This window comes from Pseudomonas sp. CIP-10 (genome assembly GCF_020911845.1).
GTDB classification, from domain to species: Bacteria; Pseudomonadota; Gammaproteobacteria; order Pseudomonadales; family Pseudomonadaceae; genus Aquipseudomonas; species Aquipseudomonas alloputida.
Window position 1 is genome coordinate 1,659,659 of sequence record NZ_CP087160.1, and the last position, 16,182, is coordinate 1,675,840.

General features: G+C 63.4%; 16 protein-coding genes. All 16 read left to right on the forward strand.

Translation table 11 applies throughout. The annotated features are described in order from the left end of the window. Positions 1-116 precede the first annotated feature (116 nt). The 16 genes from fliS to fliL all read left to right on the forward strand — a co-directional run bounded on the left by fliS (position 117) and on the right by fliL (position 16,174). A complete protein-coding gene (fliS, locus tag LMH93_RS07540) occupies positions 117-518 on the forward strand; it encodes a flagellar export chaperone FliS (protein ID WP_060538979.1) in 402 nt (133 codons plus the stop codon). Positions 519-534: 16 nt separating this feature from the next. Then, positions 535-828: a hypothetical protein gene (locus tag LMH93_RS07545; protein WP_060538980.1), complete on the forward strand. Its 294-nt coding sequence runs from the start codon at positions 535-537 to the stop codon at positions 826-828. A gap of 168 nt (positions 829-996) precedes the next feature. Next, a complete protein-coding gene (gene fleQ, locus LMH93_RS07550; protein WP_003254443.1) occupies positions 997-2,472 on the forward strand; it encodes a transcriptional regulator FleQ in 1,476 nt (491 codons plus the stop codon). Positions 2,473-2,674: 202 nt separating this feature from the next. Continuing rightward, the gene (locus tag LMH93_RS07555) at positions 2,675-3,892 is read left to right on the forward strand and encodes a sensor histidine kinase (RefSeq protein WP_108190572.1); all 1,218 of its coding nucleotides are present in this window, start codon (positions 2,675-2,677) and stop codon (positions 3,890-3,892) included. Continuing rightward, the gene (locus LMH93_RS07560; protein ID WP_003254440.1) at positions 3,892-5,247 is read left to right on the forward strand and encodes a sigma-54-dependent transcriptional regulator; all 1,356 of its coding nucleotides are present in this window, start codon (positions 3,892-3,894) and stop codon (positions 5,245-5,247) included. Before LMH93_RS07555 ends, LMH93_RS07560 begins: the two co-directional genes overlap by 1 nt. A 263-nt stretch (positions 5,248-5,510) precedes the next feature. After that, positions 5,511-5,843, forward strand: a complete 333-nt coding sequence (gene fliE / locus LMH93_RS07565; RefSeq protein ID WP_003254438.1) for a flagellar hook-basal body complex protein FliE — start codon at positions 5,511-5,513, stop codon at positions 5,841-5,843. A gap of 15 nt (positions 5,844-5,858) precedes the next feature. After that, entirely contained in the window at positions 5,859-7,637 is a 1,779-nt protein-coding gene (gene fliF / locus LMH93_RS07570) for a flagellar basal-body MS-ring/collar protein FliF (RefSeq protein WP_004577671.1), read from the forward strand. Further along, on the forward strand, positions 7,630-8,649 hold the full coding sequence (gene fliG, locus LMH93_RS07575) for a flagellar motor switch protein FliG (RefSeq protein WP_003254434.1): 1,020 nt from the start codon (positions 7,630-7,632) through the stop codon (positions 8,647-8,649). The genes fliF and fliG overlap by 8 nt, the downstream gene beginning before the upstream one ends. 162 nt (positions 8,650-8,811) lie before the next feature. After that, positions 8,812-9,606: a flagellar assembly protein FliH gene (gene fliH, locus LMH93_RS07580; RefSeq protein WP_003254431.1), complete on the forward strand. Its 795-nt coding sequence runs from the start codon at positions 8,812-8,814 to the stop codon at positions 9,604-9,606. Beyond that, positions 9,596-10,951 (forward strand): flagellar protein export ATPase FliI, encoded by a 1,356-nt coding sequence (gene fliI / locus LMH93_RS07585; protein WP_054889680.1) that lies wholly within the window; start codon positions 9,596-9,598, stop codon positions 10,949-10,951. The genes fliH and fliI overlap by 11 nt, the downstream gene beginning before the upstream one ends. Before the next feature lie 6 nt (positions 10,952-10,957). Then, on the forward strand, positions 10,958-11,410 hold the full coding sequence (gene fliJ, locus LMH93_RS07590; RefSeq protein WP_020192694.1) for a flagellar export protein FliJ: 453 nt from the start codon (positions 10,958-10,960) through the stop codon (positions 11,408-11,410). A gap of 309 nt (positions 11,411-11,719) precedes the next feature. Further along, on the forward strand, positions 11,720-12,025 hold the full coding sequence (locus tag LMH93_RS07595; protein ID WP_003254426.1) for an STAS domain-containing protein: 306 nt from the start codon (positions 11,720-11,722) through the stop codon (positions 12,023-12,025). Positions 12,026-12,033: 8 nt separating this feature from the next. Continuing rightward, complete coding sequence (locus LMH93_RS07600) at positions 12,034-13,725, forward strand: fused response regulator/phosphatase (RefSeq protein WP_070096696.1); 1,692 nt, start codon at positions 12,034-12,036, stop codon at positions 13,723-13,725. A 48-nt stretch (positions 13,726-13,773) separates the two neighbouring features. Further along, the gene (locus tag LMH93_RS07605) at positions 13,774-14,121 is read left to right on the forward strand and encodes an Hpt domain-containing protein (protein ID WP_004577674.1); all 348 of its coding nucleotides are present in this window, start codon (positions 13,774-13,776) and stop codon (positions 14,119-14,121) included. Between the two features lie 70 nt (positions 14,122-14,191). Further along, positions 14,192-15,457, forward strand: coding sequence for a flagellar hook-length control protein FliK (locus tag LMH93_RS07610; RefSeq protein WP_003254420.1), 1,266 nt, complete (start codon positions 14,192-14,194; stop codon positions 15,455-15,457). Positions 15,458-15,676: 219 nt separating this feature from the next. Continuing rightward, positions 15,677-16,174, forward strand: coding sequence for a flagellar basal body-associated protein FliL (gene fliL / locus LMH93_RS07615; RefSeq protein ID WP_003254419.1), 498 nt, complete (start codon positions 15,677-15,679; stop codon positions 16,172-16,174). Positions 16,175-16,182: the final 8 nt, after the last annotated feature.

The window sequence follows — 16,182 nt, forward strand, 5'->3', positions numbered from 1 at the left end:
TGCATGAAGTCCGTGCAAGATGCCGGGCTTCATGTCATCGGTCGGTAAAGTTTTTCGCCACCTGCCCGATATAAGGAATATCTCCCCCTTAAGCCTGCCCGTCACGAGGTCGCAAGATGAATCCCATGAGAGCCCTTCGTCAGTACCAGAAGGTCAATTCCCATGCCCAGATTTCCGAAGCCACGCCCCATCGCCTGGTGCAGATGCTGATGGAAGGCGGCCTCGATCGCATGGCGCAGGCCAAGGGGGCGATGGCGCGTGGCGACATTGCGGAAAAGGGCCTGATGCTGGGCAAGGCGATCGACATCATCATCGGCTTGCGCGATGGCTTGTCGCCTGAAAAAAGCGAAAACCCAGAGTACGTCGAAAAGCTCGACGCCCTCTATGTCTACATGACCAATCGCCTGATGCAGGCCAATGTGGACAACGATGCCAGCATTATCGACGAAGTTGCACAGCTGCTGATTACCGTGAAAAGTGGCTGGGACGGCATTGTCGACGCCCAGCCTGCCAGCTGATGGCAAGGAGATTACCGTGACCGCACTGCAACGCCTCGATGACACCTGCGATGCCCTGATCGGGGCCTTGGGTGAGCGTGACTGGGAGGCCATTGCCAAGCTGGATGTGGCGTGCCGCGCGTGCATCGACGAGGTGCTGGAAACCCATGCGATGGATCAGGCGTTGCTGCGCGAGAAGCTGGAAGGGGTGCTGCAGGTCTACCGCAACCTGATCGATGTGACAACCGGTGAACGCCAGGCAATTGCCGAAGAGATGATGCAGATCAATCAAGCGAAAAATGCATCGAAGGTTTACCATCTCTTCAGTTAAGATGCGCACAACTTAACAAAAGGCGCCATAAATTTGACTGTTAGGGCCTTTTTGACTTTACTAGTGGCTGTTTTCGAATTTCAGACGTCCGAACACTGACCATTCAGTCGGAATGATGTCGAGCACGCCCCTGCAGGGCGCCGATATGACTAGGGAAGTTGCTATTGCATGTGGCGTGAAACCAAGATTCTGCTGATCGATGACGACAGCGCGCGCCGCCGCGACCTTGCGGTGGTGCTGAACTTCCTCGGCGAAGAAAACCTCGCATGTGCCAGCCATGACTGGCAGCAGGCGGTCGAGCCATTGTCCTCGAGCCGCGAAGTGCTGTGCGTGCTCATCGGCACCGTGAATGCTCCGGGCAATCTGCTTGGGCTGCTTAAGACAGTGGCTACCTGGGATGAGTTCCTTCCGGTTCTGCTTTTAGGTGAAATTTCTTCTGCCGAGCTGCCGGAAGACCTTCGCCGCCGGGTGCTGTCCAACCTGGAAATGCCGCCAAGCTACAGCCAGCTGCTGGATTCGCTGCACCGTGCCCAGGTCTACCGCGAAATGTATGACCAGGCGCGCGAGCGCGGTCGCCAGCGCGAGCCCAATCTGTTCCGTAGCCTGGTGGGCACCAGTCGTGCCATTCAGCACGTGCGGCAAATGATGCAGCAAGTGGCGGATACCGACGCCAGCGTGCTGATCCTGGGTGAGTCAGGCACCGGCAAGGAAGTGGTGGCGCGCAACCTGCATTACCACTCCAAGCGCCGTGAAGCGCCGTTCGTGCCGGTCAACTGTGGCGCGATCCCGGCCGAGCTGCTGGAAAGCGAACTGTTCGGCCACGAGAAGGGCGCCTTTACCGGGGCCATCACCAGCCGTGCCGGGCGTTTCGAGCTGGCCAACGGCGGTACCCTGTTCCTCGACGAAATCGGCGACATGCCGTTGCCGATGCAGGTCAAGCTGCTGCGTGTGCTGCAGGAGCGTACCTTCGAGCGCGTGGGTAGCAACAAGACCCAGAGCATCGACGTGCGCATCATCGCTGCGACGCACAAGAACCTCGAAACCATGATCGAGGACGGCACCTTCCGCGAAGACCTGTACTACCGCCTAAACGTGTTCCCTATCGAAATGGCACCGTTGCGTGAGCGGGTGGAAGACATCCCGTTGCTGATGAACGAGCTGATTTCGCGCATGGAGCACGAGAAGCGCGGTTCCATTCGCTTCAATTCCGCCTCGATCATGTCGCTGTGCCGTCACGGCTGGCCGGGTAACGTGCGCGAGCTGGCCAACCTGGTCGAGCGCATGGCGATCATGCACCCGTACGGGGTCATTGGCGTGTCGGAACTGCCGAAGAAATTCCGCTATGTCGATGACGAAGACGAGCAGATGGTCGACAGCCTGCGCAGCGACCTGGAAGAGCGCGTGGCGATCAATGGCCACACACCAAACTTCAGCAACCACGCCATGCTGCCGCCCGAAGGCCTGGACCTCAAGGACTACCTGGGTAGCCTGGAGCAGGGCCTGATCCAGCAGGCGCTGGACGATGCCAACGGTATCGTTGCGCGCGCGGCTGAACGTTTGCGTATTCGCCGTACCACCCTGGTCGAGAAAATGCGCAAGTACGGCATGAGCCGCCAGGGTGGCGAGGAACAGGCCGAGGATTGACGCCTGGCGGTTGCCTGTGCCGGCTTCTTCGCGGGCACGCCCGCTCCCACAGGATCGATACACATCTTCAATTCGGTGATATCCCTGTGGGAGCGGGCGTGCCCGCGAAGAGGCAGGTACAAATCCCTATCTCCGGCACGGCTATTGCTACATCGCTGGCAACACACCGTTTTTATGACGGTCAGCCACGCGAGAGAGCACGATGCCCCAGGCCGCCCACGTATCCCGAGCCCCCGAACAGCAGGGGCAAACCCCGGTCGCGCAGGACAGCGGCCAGGGTATCGCGCAGGCCTTCGCCCTGTTCAATCAGGTGTCCAGCCAACTGAGCCAGTCCTACAGCCTGCTCGAAGCCCGGGTCAGTGAGCTCAAGGGCGAGCTGGCCGTGGTCAGCGGCCAGCGCATCGACGAACTGAGTGAAAAGGAACGTCTGGCCAACCGCCTGCAGAACCTGCTGGATTTGCTGCCCGGCGGGGTGATCGTGATCGATGGCCAGGGCCTGGTGCGCGAAGCCAACCCGGCGGCTTGCGAGTTGCTCGGCGAGCCGCTGATCGGCCAATTGTGGCGTCAGGTAATCGCCCGTAGCTTTGCCCCGCGCAAGGACGACGGCCACGAGGTCTCGCTGCGCGACGGTCGCCGCCTGTCGATCGCCACCCGCTCACTGGATGCCGAGCCTGGCCAATTGGTGCTGCTCAACGACCTGACTGAAACCCGTCGCCTCCAGGACCAGCTGGCTCGCCACGAGCGGCTGTCGTCGTTGGGGCGCATGGTTGCCTCGCTGGCCCACCAGATCCGCACGCCGCTGTCGGCAGCCATGCTGTATGCCGGCCACCTGGCCGACAACGAGCAAGCGCTGAGCGCGCAAACCCGTCAGCGCTTCGCCGCGACCTTGAAGGAGCGCCTGCACGAACTGGAACACCAGGTGCGCGACATGCTGGTGTTTGCCCGTGGCGAGTTGCCACTGGGGGACCGGGTGACCCCGAAAGCGCTGTTCCAGGCCCTGCAACAGGCGGCCCAGGCGCATGTGCAGGGGCACGCCGTGCGCTGGCAGTGCGACAGTCATCTGGGTGAGCTGCTGTGCAACCGCGACACCCTGGTCGGTGCCTTGCTCAACCTGATTGAAAATGCCCTGCAGGCCAGCGATGGCCCGGCACGGCTGAAGGTGCACCTGTACCGCCGCGAACGTAGCTTGCACCTGTGCGTCAGCGATGCCGGCAGTGGCATCGATGCAGGCTTGCTCGGCCGTTTGGGCGAGCCGTTCCTCACCACCAAGGCCACCGGCACCGGCCTGGGCCTGGCCGTGGTCAAGGCGGTGGTGCGTGCGCACCAGGGCACGATCAACCTGCGCTCGAAGGTCGGCCGTGGTACCTGCGTGCGGGTAGAGCTGCCATTGATCGACGGGCAATTGGCGGAGGGGGTGTAATGGCAATCAAGGTGCTGCTGGTCGAGGATGACCGCGTATTGCGCCAGGCGCTGGGCGATACCCTGGAAATCGGCGGTTTCGCCTACCAGGCCGTGGGCAGTGCCGAAGAAGCGCTGGAGGCCGTACTGGATGACGCGTTCAGCCTGGTGGTCAGTGACGTCAACATGCCCGGTATGGACGGGCACCAGTTGCTGAGCCAGCTGCGCCGCCAGCAGCCACAGTTGCCGGTACTGTTGATGACGGCGCACGCTGCCGTCGAGCGTGCGGTCGAGGCCATGCGCCAAGGCGCCGTCGACTACCTGGTCAAACCGTTCGAGCCCAAGGCGCTGCTCAGCCTCGTGGAGCGGCATGCCGCCGGGCGTGTGACCGGCGAAGAGGGGCCGGTGGCCTGCGAGCCGGCCAGCCGCCAATTGCTGGAACTGGCGGCCCGTGTGGCGCGCAGTGACTCGACCGTGCTGATTTCCGGCGAGTCCGGTACTGGCAAGGAAGTGCTGGCGCGCTACATTCACCAGCAGTCGCCGCGTGCGGCGCAGCCGTTCGTGGCGATCAACTGCGCGGCGATCCCCGACAACATGCTCGAGGCCACCCTGTTCGGCCACGAGAAGGGTGCCTTCACCGGTGCTATCGCGGCTCAGGCTGGCAAGTTCGAGCAGGCCGAAGGCGGCACCTTGCTGCTCGACGAAATCTCGGAAATGCCCATGGCCTTGCAGGCCAAGCTGCTGCGTGTGCTGCAGGAGCGCGAGGTGGAGCGGGTAGGCGGGCGCAAGCCGATCAGCCTGGACATTCGGGTGCTGGCCACCACCAACCGCGACCTGGCAGGCGAAGTGGCAGCCGGGCGCTTCCGCGAAGACCTGTACTACCGCCTGTCAGTGTTTCCGCTGGCCTGGCGCCCGCTGCGTGAGCGGCCGGGCGATATCCTGCAGCTGGCTGAGCGCTTGCTGGCGCGCCATGTGGCCAAGATGAAGCACGCCCCGGTGCGCCTCTCGCCAGCGGCGCGGGCCTGCCTGCAAGCCTATGCCTGGCCGGGCAACGTGCGCGAGCTGGACAACGCCCTGCAGCGGGCGTTGATTCTGCAGCAGGGTGGCGTGATCGAGGCGGCGGATTTTTGTCTGGCAGGCGCCATTCCATTGTCAGCTGGCACCGAGCCATCTCTCGAGGTGGTTGCTGATGCCGGCGGCCTGGGGGATGACATGCGTCGCCACGAGTACCAGATGATCATCGACACCCTGCGCGCCGAGCGCGGCCGCCGCAAAGAGGCGGCCGAACGCCTGGGGATCAGTCCGCGGACGTTACGCTACAAGCTGGCGCAGATGCGCGATGCCGGGTTTGACGTCGAGGCCAGCCTGTTCGGCTGACAGGCCAATCATCTGCAACTGGCGCGGACCTCCGTGGGAGCGGCCTTGCGTCGCGATAGGGCCGCAAAGCGGCCCCGGCGATCTTTGCGGCGGAGCTGAAGTCCTGGGGCCGCTTCGCGCCCCTATCGCGACGCAAGGCCGCTCCCACAGGAATTGTGTGAGCCCTGGGAAATGAGTCGCGAAGGCTGGCACCTTTGTTGCTTTAGGTAGGTCATTCGCCGCATGAGTGTCAAAAAAATGCGGCCGCAGGAGAGAGAAGGGTCATGAGCCAAGGTGTTGAATTCAATCGTCTGATGTTGGACATGCGGGCCATGCAGGCCGATGCCATGTCGCTGCCCAAGGTAACTGCCGCCCCCGAGCTGGCGCCAGGGCAAAGCACCTTCGCCGACATGCTCGGCCAGGCCATCGGCAAGGTGCATGAGACGCAGCAGGCCTCGACCCAACTGGCCAACGCGTTCGAAATCGGCAAAAGCGGCGTCGACCTGACTGACGTGATGATCGCTTCGCAAAAGGCCAGCGTGTCGATGCAAGCCATGACCCAGGTACGCAACAAGCTGGTCCAGGCGTACCAGGACATCATGCAGATGCCGGTTTGAGGACGGATGTAACCCATGGCTGAAGCAGTCGTCGAAAACGCCCCCGCCAAAGCTGGCTCGCCAGCGGCCAAGCCGCCGCTGTTTGGCATGGCGTTTCTGGAAAACATCTCGCAGATGCCCATGCTGCGTCAGATCGGCCTCATGGTCGGCCTGGCGGCCAGCGTGGCCATCGGCTTTGCCGTGGTGCTGTGGTCGCAACAACCCGATTACCGTCCGTTGTACGGCAGCCTGTCGGGCATGGACACCAAGCAGGTCATGGACACCCTGGCTGCTGCTGACATCCCCTATAACGTGGAGCCCAACTCGGGCGCCCTGCTGGTCAAGGCCGACGATCTCTCCCGTGCGCGCCTGAAACTGGCAGCCGCCGGCGTGGCGCCGAGCGATGGCAATGTCGGCTTCGAGCTGCTCGACAAGGAGCAGGGCCTGGGCACCAGCCAGTTCATGGAAGCCACCCGCTACCGCCGCAGCCTGGAAGGCGAACTGGCCCGTACCGTTTCCAGCCTCAATAACGTCAAGGCCGCGCGCGTGCATCTGGCCATCCCGAAAAGTTCGGTGTTCGTGCGTGATGAACGCAAGCCCAGCGCCTCGGTACTGGTCGAGCTGTACCCAGGCCGTGCACTGGAAGCCGGGCAGGTGATGGCCATCGTCAATCTGGTCGCCACCAGCGTGCCGGAACTGGACAAATCCCAGGTCACCGTCGTCGACCAGAAAGGCAACCTGCTGTCCGAACAGATTCAGGATTCGGCGCTGACCCAGGCCGGCAAGCAGTTCGACTACAGCCGCCGGGTGGAAGGCATGCTCACCCAGCGTGTGCACAACATTCTGCAGCCGGTGTTGGGCAATGACCGCTACAAGGCCGAAGTGTCCGCCGACCTCGACTTCAGCGCGGTCGAGTCCACCTCCGAACAGTTCAACCCCGACCAGCCGGCGTTGCGCAGCGAGCAGTCGGTCGACGAACAACGTGCCAGCAGCCAAGGCCCGCAAGGCGTGCCTGGCGCGCTGAGCAACCAGCCGCCAGGCGCCGCTTCGGCACCGCAGACCACTGGTGGCGCGGCTACCCCGGCGGCTGCCATTCAGCCTGGCCAACCGCTGGTGGATGCCAATGGTCAGCAGATCATGGACCCGGCCACCGGTCAGCCGATGCTCGCGCCGTACCCGTCAGACAAACGTCAGCAAAGCACCAAGAACTTCGAGCTGGACCGTTCCATCAGCCACACCCGCCAGCAGCAGGGGCGCATGACCCGCCTGTCGGTAGCGGTGGTGGTGGACGACCAGGTCAAGATCGACCCGGCCACTGGCGATACCACGCGGGCGCCATGGGGTGCCGAGGACCTGGCGCGCTTTACCCGCCTGGTGCAGGACGCAGTCGGCTTCGATGCCAGCCGTGGCGACAGCGTGACGGTGATCAACGTGCCGTTCGCCGCCGACCGTGGCGAGGAAATCGCCGATATCGCCTTCTACCAGCAGCCGTGGTTCTGGGATATCGTCAAACAGGTGCTGGGCGTGGTGTTCATTCTGGTGCTGGTGTTCGGCGTGCTGCGGCCAGTGCTGAACAACATTACCGGGGGCGGCAAGCAGGCTGCCCCGGACAGCGACATGGAGCTGGGCGGCATGATGGGTCTGGATGGCGAACTGGCCAACGACCGCGTCAGCCTGGGTGGCCCGACAAGCATTCTGCTGCCTAGCCCGAGCGAGGGTTACGAGGCACAGCTCAACGCAATCAAAGGCCTGGTGGCCGAAGACCCGGGCCGTGTGGCCCAGGTCGTGAAAGACTGGATCAACGCCGATGAGTGATAACCGAGCCGTTACCGCCAAGCTGAGCCGCGTCGACAAGGCGGCGATCCTCCTGCTCTCGCTGGGCGAGACCGATGCGGCCCAGGTGCTGCGGCACATGGGCCCGAAGGAAGTGCAGCGGGTGGGTGTGGCCATGGCGCAGATGGGCAATGTGCACCGTGACCAGGTCGAACAGGTGATGAGCGAGTTCGTCGACATCGTCGGCGACCAGACCAGCCTGGGCGTCGGTTCTGATGCGTACATCCGCAAGATGCTCAACCAGGCCCTGGGCGAGGACAAGGCCAACGGCCTGGTCGACCGCATCCTGCTCGGCGGCAATACCAGCGGCCTGGACAGCCTCAAGTGGATGGAACCGCGTGCCGTGGCCGACGTGATCCGCTATGAGCACCCACAGATCCAGGCCATCGTGGTCGCCTACCTCGACCCGGACCAGGCCGGTGAAGTGCTGAGCAACTTCGACCACAAGGTGCGCCTGGACATCGTCCTGCGCGTGTCATCGCTGAACACCGTGCAACCCGCGGCGCTGAAGGAGCTGAACCAGATTCTCGAGAAGCAGTTCTCGGGCAACTCCAACGCCGCGCGTACCACCCTGGGTGGCATCAAGCGGGCGGCCGACATCATGAACTTCCTCGACAGCTCGGTGGAAGGCGCACTGATGGACGCGATCCGCGAAATCGACAGCGACCTGTCGGAGCAGATCGAAGACCTGATGTTCGTCTTCAACAACCTGGCCGACGTCGACGACCGGGGCATCCAGGCGCTGTTGCGCGAAGTGTCCTCCGACGTGTTGGTGGTGTCGCTCAAGGGCGCCGACGAGCGGGTCAAGGACAAGATCTTCAAGAACATGTCCAAACGTGCTTCGGAGTTGCTGCGCGACGATCTGGAGGCCAAAGGGCCGGTACGGGTCAGCGACGTGGAAACCGCGCAGAAAGAAATCCTCACCATTGCCCGGCGTATGGCCGAGGCCGGCGAGATCGTGCTTGGCGGCAAGGGCGCCGAGGAAATGATCTAAGGTATTCGCGATCCCATGGCCGACGCCGCCTTTTGTAGGCGCGGGTTTACCCGCGAAGGCGTCGGCCCTGGCAATCGAGGTTGTCGCTGCCGACGCATTCGCGGGTGAACCCGCTCCTACAAGGGACCGTGTCGGCCGAACATGGTTTGAGAACATGACAGCATGCCCACCAAAGAACACCACCCCAGCGACCTGATCCGCGCCCGCGACCTCGAGGGCGTGGACGTGTGGACGCTGCCCAGCTTCGACCCGGAACCGGAGCCTGCGCCCGAGCCAGAGCCGGAACCCGAGGTCATCGCGGAAGAAGTCGAGGAAGTGCCGCTGGAAGAAGTCCAGCCACTGACCCTGGAAGAGCTCGAAGCCATCCGTCAGGAGGCCTACAACGAGGGCTTCGCCACCGGGGAGCGCGAGGGCTTCCACAGCACTCAGCTCAAGGTTCGCCAGGAGGCCGAAGAGGCCCTGAAGGCCAAGCTGGACAGCCTCGAGCGGCTGATGGCCAACCTGATGGAGCCGATCGCCGAGCAGGATACGCAGATCGAGAAAAGCCTGGTGCACCTGATCGCGCACATGAGCCGTCAGGTGATCGGCCGCGAGCTGCGCAACGATTCCAGCCAGATCACTCAGGTGCTGCGCGAAGCGCTCAAGCTGCTGCCCATGGGCGCGGACAATATCCGCATCCACCTCAACCCGCAGGATTTCGAGCTGGCCAAGGCCCTGCGCGAGCGCCATGAGGAGAACTGGCGGCTGCTGGAAGACAGCGCGCTGCTGCCGGGTGGTTGCCGCATCGAGACGGCCCACAGCCGTATCGATGCCACCATGGAAACGCGTATCGAAAAAGCGGTGGCGCAGCTGTTCGACCAGTTGCACGACCATTCCCTGCACCCGGCGGCGCCAGACATGACGATAGACCTGGACGCGCCGGCCGAGCGTGCCGTGGACAGCCCAGATGCACCTTGAACGCACCAGTTTCGGCAAGCGCCTCGGCTCTTACGCTGAGGCCATCGAGCTGCCTGCCCAGCCCATCGTCGAAGGCCGCTTGCTGCGTATGGTTGGCCTCACCCTGGAAGCCGAAGGCCTGCGCGCAGCAGTGGGCAGCCGCTGCCTGGTGATCAACGATGACAGTTATCACCCGGTGCAGGTCGAGGCCGAAGTCATGGGCTTTGCCGGGCCCAAGGTGTTTCTGATGCCGGTGGGCAGCATCGTCGGGATTGCCCCGGGGGCCCGGGTCGTGCCGCTGGATGACGGCGGCCGCCTGCCCATGGGCATGAGCATGCTGGGCCGGGTGCTCGACGGCGCCGGCCGTGCGCTGGATGGCAAGGGCGGGATGAAGGCCGAGGACTGGGTGCCGATGGACGGCCCGGTGATCAACCCGCTCAACCGCGACCCTATCAGCAAGCCGTTGGATGTGGGCATTCGCAGTATCAACGGCCTGCTTACCGTCGGCCGTGGTCAGCGGCTGGGCCTGTTTGCCGGTACCGGGGTGGGTAAATCGGTGCTGCTGGGCATGATGACCCGCTTCACCGAAGCCGAAATCATCGTGGTCGGCCTGATCGGTGAGCGGGGGCGCGAGGTGAAGGAGTTCATCGAGCACATCCTCGGTGAAGAGGGCCTCAAGCGCTCGGTGGTGGTGGCTTCGCCGGCCGACGATGCCCCGCTGATGCGCCTGCGCGCCGCCATGTATTGCACACGCATTGCCGAGTACTTCCGCGACAAAGGCAAGAATGTGCTGTTGCTGATGGACTCGTTGACCCGTTTCGCCCAGGCCCAGCGGGAAATTGCCCTGGCCATCGGCGAGCCACCGGCCACCCGGGGTTACCCGCCATCGGTGTTCGCCAAGCTGCCCAAGCTGGTGGAGCGGGCAGGCAATGGCGAGCCTGGCGGTGGTTCGATCACTGCGTTCTATACTGTGCTGTCTGAAGGCGACGATCAGCAAGACCCGATCGCCGACTCGGCGCGGGGCGTGCTTGACGGCCACTTTGTGCTGTCGCGTCGGCTGGCTGAGGAGGGCCATTACCCGGCCATCGACATCGAAGCGTCGATCAGCCGGGTCATGCCCCAAGTGGTCGATGCCGACCACTTGCGCCAGGCGCAGAAGTTCAAGCAACTGTGGTCGCGCCTGTCGCAAAGCCGCGACCTGATCAGCGTGGGGGCTTACGTGGCCGGCGGTGATCCGGAGACCGACCTGGCCATTGCCTTGCAATCGAAGCTGGTTGAGTTCCTGCGCCAAGGCCTGCGCGAGAATGTGGGCATGGCGCAGAGCCGCGAACAGCTGGGGGCAATTTTCACGCCCCCGGCAGGTTGATAAGCCATGGCGCTGCCCGGACGTGCCGCGCGCCTGGCGCCGGTGGTGGACATGGCCGAAGAAGCCGAGCGCAAGGCGGCTCAGCGCCTTGGTCATTTCCAGCAGCAGGTGGCCACGGCCCAAGCCAAGCTGGCCGAGCTGGAGCGCTTTCGCGAGGATTACCAGCTGCAGTGGATCAACCGCGGCGGGCAAGGGGTCAATGGCAGCTGGCTGGTCAATTATCAGCGTTTTCTGGGGCAGCTGGAAACGGCCATGACCCAGCAGCGGCAAAGCCTGGTCTGGCACCAGAACAACCTCAATAACGCCCGGGGTACCTGGCAGCAGGCCTATGCCCGGGTGGAAGGTTTGCGCAAGCTGGTACAGCGCTACCAGGACGAGGCCCGGCGCGCTGAAGACAAGCGCGAGCAGCGCTTGCTGGATGAGCTGTCGCAGCGCCTGCCGCGGCAAAACCAGCTATAGGTGTTCGCCGCAGGCCTTGCAGCGGAATAATTGGCCCGAAACGAATGAGAGGTCTTGCCCGCGAATGCGGTGGCGGCTGCGACGGTGTATGACCGGGTATATTGGCTGGCAGGTCCGGCCTATTCGCGGGTGAACCCGCTCCTACCACGGTATTGGGCGACACCACCGATTGATTGTAGGAGCGGGTTCACCCGCGAAGAGGCCGGCACAGGCCATCAACGCCCTGAGCCTGCATCCGCTTGCCTCCCCCACCATCGCCTGCTAAACCTTAGAGCAGTTGCATCCGCCATCATCGAAGGAATCGCTAGCATGGCAGTCGAGACTGATTTTTCGCAGGACGGGAAAAAGCTGACCATCAAGATCAAGGGGCGCTTCGATTTCGGCAAGCATCAGGAGTTTCGCGACGCCTACGAACGCCAGCCCAGGCGGCCGGATTCGGTGGTCGTCGACCTGAAGGACACCACCTACCTCGACAGCTCCGCGCTGGGCATGCTGCTGTTGCTGCGCGACCACGCGGGCGGCGACGAGTCGGATGTGCGGGTAGTGCATGCCAGCTCCGACGTGCGCAAGATTCTCGCTATCTCCAATTTCGAAAAACTCTTCGATATCAGTTGAGCGCCGACATGCCGGCCGAACAGGCGTTGACCGTGCTGGTCGCCGAAGACAGTGCTGTCGATCGCCTTCTGCTTGCGCAGATCGTGCGCCGCCAGGGGCATCAGGTATTCACTGCGGAGAACGGCGAGCAGGCGGTAGCGCTGTACCTCGAGCGGCGCCCGCAACTGGTGCTGCTGGACGCCTTGATGCCGGTCATGGATGGCTTCGAGGCGGCGCGGCAGATCAAGGCATTGGCTGGCGAGGCGCTGGTGCCGATCATTTTCCTGACGTCGCTGAATGAAGAAGAAGGCCTGGTGCGTTGCCTGGAGGCGGGGGGCGATGATTTCATGGCCAAGCCCTACAGTGCGGTGATCCTCGCTGCCAAGATTCGCGCCATGGACCGTCTGCGTCGCTTGCAGGCAACGGTACTGGAACAGCGTGACCAGATCACCCGGCATCACCATCACCTGCTTAACGAGCAGCGGGTCGCCAAGGCGGTGTTCGACAAGGTGGCCCACTCGGGTTGCCTTTCTGCACCCAACATTCGCTACCTGCAATCGCCTTACGCGCTGTTCAATGGCGACCTGATGCTGGCGGCATTTACCCCGGCCGGCGACATGCGTGTGCTGCTTGGCGATTTCACCGGTCATGGCCTGCCGGCGGCGGTCGGCGCCATGCCGATGGCTGAGGTGTTCTACGGCATGACCGCCAAGGGCTACGGCATGGCGCAGATCCTGCGCGAGATGAATGCCAAGCTCAAGCGCATCCTGCCGGTGGACATGTTCTGCTGTGCGCTGCTGCTCAACCTCAGCATGCAGCGCGGCTCGGTGGAGGTGTGGAATGGCGGTATGCCCGATGGTTATCGCCTGTCGGTGGATGGCCAAGTGCTGTCTGCACTGAGTTCGCGGCACCTGCCGCTGGGCATTCTGGCCGCTGAGCGCTTCGATGACAGCACAGAGGTGTTGCCGCTGGCACCGGGCGAGCGCCTGTTGCTGCTGTCAGACGGTGTGCTCGATACCGCCGACGACCAGGAGCGCCTGTTTGGCGTACAGCGCCTGCGAGCGGTGCTGGCCGACAACCACGACCCCGTGCAGTTGTTCGATGAGCTGATGCTGGCCCTGGAGCGTTTTGGTGGGCAGCCACGCGATGACATCAGCTTGTGCGACATTCGCATGTTCACTGCCGAGGAGCGGGTGCCGGCACCGATGATCTACTCTGATAGTGGCCGCTCCAGCCCGCTGGACTGGTCGCTGAGCTTCGAAGTGCGGGGCGAAAGCCTCAAGCGCTTCAACCCTGTGCCTTACCTGGTGCAGTTGTTGCAAGAAATTCATGGCCTGCGCGCGCGTACCGGCAACTTGCACAGTGTGCTTAGCGAGTTGTATGCCAATGCGCTTGAGCATGGTGTGCTGGGCCTGGACTCACAGCTCAAGCGCGATGTGCAGGGCTTTACCGACTATTACCAGGAGCGCGCCCGGCGCCTGGGCTCGCTGACCGAAGGCTTTGTAAGCATCGATTTCAAGGTTGAACCGCATGGCGGCGGTGGGCGTCTGATGATCGAGGTGCGCGACAGCGGTGCCGGCTTCGACGTGCAGCAAGTGCTTGCGCGGCCTTCGCTGGATCAGGGGCTGAGCGGTCGCGGTCTGAATCTGGTGCGGCAGTTGGCCAGTGACGCGCGCTGGAGTGAAGGCGGGCGTTGCGCGCATGTGGAGTTCGTATGGTGAGCCACGGGTTGGCTCGGGCATAATCTGGCTTGATCAAGGAGTGAACAAGTGACTGACATGCATATTGACCACAAGGTACTCAGTGACCTGCGTGAGGTCATGGAAGATGGCTACCTGCAGTTGGTGCAGACTTTTCTCGACGACTCAGAGCGGCGTCTTGGCCAGCTGCACGCGGCCAAAAGCGCCGAGGAGCTTGGCGCGGCAGCCCACAGTTTCAAGGGCAGCAGCAGCAACATGGGCGCGGTGGCCTTGGCCAGCCTGTGCCAGCAGCTCGAAGAGCGCGCACGGCGGCCTCCGTTATATGGAATTGAAGACTTGATCAGCCGCATCGACATGGAATTCGTCGTGGTGCAGCACTTTTACCGTGGTGAGCAGCAACGTATTTCCGCAGGCTGATACGCGAGTTGGCGCGAGTTTTGCCTGTCTCTGCCCCGATGATTTTTGTTTCTGGCGCGGAGACCGCTCGATGCCTGTCGCACCCAACCCTTTGTTGCAAGCCAATGCCATTGCCAAGACCTCGCGTTCGGCCACCGTGCAGGCGGACAAGCCGCTGCAGGCGCTGGGCGACAAGGGCGATGCCTTTGGCCAGGTGATGGCCAAGCAGGGCCGCGACAAGGTTACCGGGCAGGACGACAAGGTTGCTCAAGCCAAGCCCAAGGACAAACCTGATGCGGCAGCCGGCGGCAAGAAAGACCCGGCTGGCAAAGCTGCAGTTGCCGATGACGGCAACAAGTTGCCAGAAGAGGATTCGGCCCAGGCCGATACGGGTGTGCGTGATGCCAGCCTGGTGGCCGGTCAGGTCACTGATGCCCAGCCCGGCGCGCAATTGATCCAGGCTCAGGCCGAGGCGGTGGCGCCGGTGCTGCAGGCGGCCACGGCGCAAACCCAGGTCGCCGCGGCACTGCCTGAAGAGCCGTCCGCCGAGGAGGCCTTCGATCCGGATGCTGACCCCCTGGCCAATCTGCCAACCCTGCGCCTCGCGCTGGAGCACAGTGCCCAGGCCAAGGGTGGCACCTCGGCACATGCCCTTGATGCTGCCCAGGCTCAGGGCGAGGAAGGGCAGGCGGCCGTCAATACCTTGGCGAATTTGGTCGAGAATACCGATGGCGAAAGCGCCGAATCCGGTGACAAGGCCTTTGGCAGCTTGCTTGAGGACGGCCTGAAAGACACCAAGAGTGCCAGCAGCGACACCCGCATCGATGATTTTGCCAACCGCCTGGCCAGCCTGACCCAGGCGGCCACGGCCAAGACCGCCAATGCCGTGCCGGCCAATGCGAACCCGCTGCATCAGCCATTGCCAATGAACCAGAACGCTTGGGCCGAAGGCCTGGTCAACCGGGTCATGTACCTGTCCAGCCAGAACCTCAAGTCGGCTGATATCCAACTGGAGCCGGCAGAACTCGGTCGCCTCGACATTCGCGTCAATGTTGCGGCGGACCAGGCCACCCAGGTCACCTTCATCAGCGGCCACGCCGGCGTACGTGATGCCCTCGACAGCCAGGTGCATCGCCTGCGCGAACTGTTTGCCCAGCAGGGGTTGGCGCAGCCGGATGTCAACGTGGCTGACCAGTCGCGCGGGCAGCAACAACAGCAGGGGCAGGCGCAGGGCAGCAACCTTTCCGGGGTGGCGGCGCGCCGCTCCGAGCAGGGTGGGGTCGAGGCGGTCGATAGCGCCCGGCCTTTGGAGCAGCAGGTGGTTGTCGGCGACAGTGCGGTCGATTACTACGCCTGATAACGGTTGGCCTGGGCTGGCTTCTTCGCGGGCGAGCCCGCTCCCACAGGCATTTCGTTGATTTCGAACCCTGTGCGGTAGCTGTGGGAGCGGGCGTGGCCGCGAAGCAGCCAGCACCGCAAAACCTGCTGGAATCCATCCCCTGCGAAATCTGGCATAACACTTGCTCAAGCCAAGCCATCCTCCCTTGAACCCCCCGATGGACGACGGATTATTGGCATGGCGAAGAGCGAAGCAGTCAAAGACCCCGCCACTAAAGGCAAACTCAAGCTGATCCTGCTGGCCGTCGTCGGCCTGCTGCTGGCGATCGGCCTTTCGGTGGGCGCTACCTGGTTCATCATGCACAAGAGCGAGCCCGCTCCGGCCGCCGAAGCCGCTGCCAGCAACGTCAAGCCAGCGGCGATCTACGAGGCGCTGACCCCGGCCTTCGTGGTCAACTTCAACCAGAACGGCCGCCAGCGCTACATGCAGCTGAGCATCACCCTGCAGGCGCGTAACCAGGCCGACCTGGATGCCCTCAAGGTGCACATGCCGGTGATCCGCAACAACCTGGTGATGATGTTCTCCGGGCAAGGGTTCGACACCCTCGCCAGCAGCCCGGTAGGGCAGGAGATGCTGCGTCAGAAGGCCACCGCGGTGGTCCAGGAAGTGGCGCAGAAGGAAGTCGGCAAGCCGGTCATCGACCAGTTGCTGTTCACCAATTTCGTATTGCAGTAGGAGTCCGC

What these genes read in the sequence shown, in the direction of transcription:
- fliS (WP_060538979.1), top strand. Translation starts at nt 117, where the DNA reads ATGAATCCCATGAGAGCCCTTCGTCAGTACCAGAAGGTCAATTCCCAT.
- fleQ (WP_003254443.1), top strand. Translation starts at nt 997, where the DNA reads ATGTGGCGTGAAACCAAGATTCTGCTGATCGATGACGACAGCGCGCGC.
- LMH93_RS07555 (WP_108190572.1), top strand. Translation starts at nt 2,675, where the DNA reads ATGCCCCAGGCCGCCCACGTATCCCGAGCCCCCGAACAGCAGGGGCAA.
- LMH93_RS07560 (WP_003254440.1), top strand. Translation starts at nt 3,892, where the DNA reads ATGGCAATCAAGGTGCTGCTGGTCGAGGATGACCGCGTATTGCGCCAG.
- fliE (WP_003254438.1), top strand. Translation starts at nt 5,511, where the DNA reads ATGAGCCAAGGTGTTGAATTCAATCGTCTGATGTTGGACATGCGGGCC.
- fliF (WP_004577671.1), top strand. Translation starts at nt 5,859, where the DNA reads ATGGCTGAAGCAGTCGTCGAAAACGCCCCCGCCAAAGCTGGCTCGCCA.
- fliG (WP_003254434.1), top strand. Translation starts at nt 7,630, where the DNA reads ATGAGTGATAACCGAGCCGTTACCGCCAAGCTGAGCCGCGTCGACAAG.
- fliH (WP_003254431.1), top strand. Translation starts at nt 8,812, where the DNA reads ATGCCCACCAAAGAACACCACCCCAGCGACCTGATCCGCGCCCGCGAC.
- fliI (WP_054889680.1), top strand. Translation starts at nt 9,596, where the DNA reads ATGCACCTTGAACGCACCAGTTTCGGCAAGCGCCTCGGCTCTTACGCT.
- fliJ (WP_020192694.1), top strand. Translation starts at nt 10,958, where the DNA reads ATGGCGCTGCCCGGACGTGCCGCGCGCCTGGCGCCGGTGGTGGACATG.
- LMH93_RS07595 (WP_003254426.1), top strand. Translation starts at nt 11,720, where the DNA reads ATGGCAGTCGAGACTGATTTTTCGCAGGACGGGAAAAAGCTGACCATC.
- LMH93_RS07600 (WP_070096696.1), top strand. Translation starts at nt 12,034, where the DNA reads ATGCCGGCCGAACAGGCGTTGACCGTGCTGGTCGCCGAAGACAGTGCT.
- LMH93_RS07610 (WP_003254420.1), top strand. Translation starts at nt 14,192, where the DNA reads ATGCCTGTCGCACCCAACCCTTTGTTGCAAGCCAATGCCATTGCCAAG.
- fliL (WP_003254419.1), top strand. Translation starts at nt 15,677, where the DNA reads ATGGCGAAGAGCGAAGCAGTCAAAGACCCCGCCACTAAAGGCAAACTC.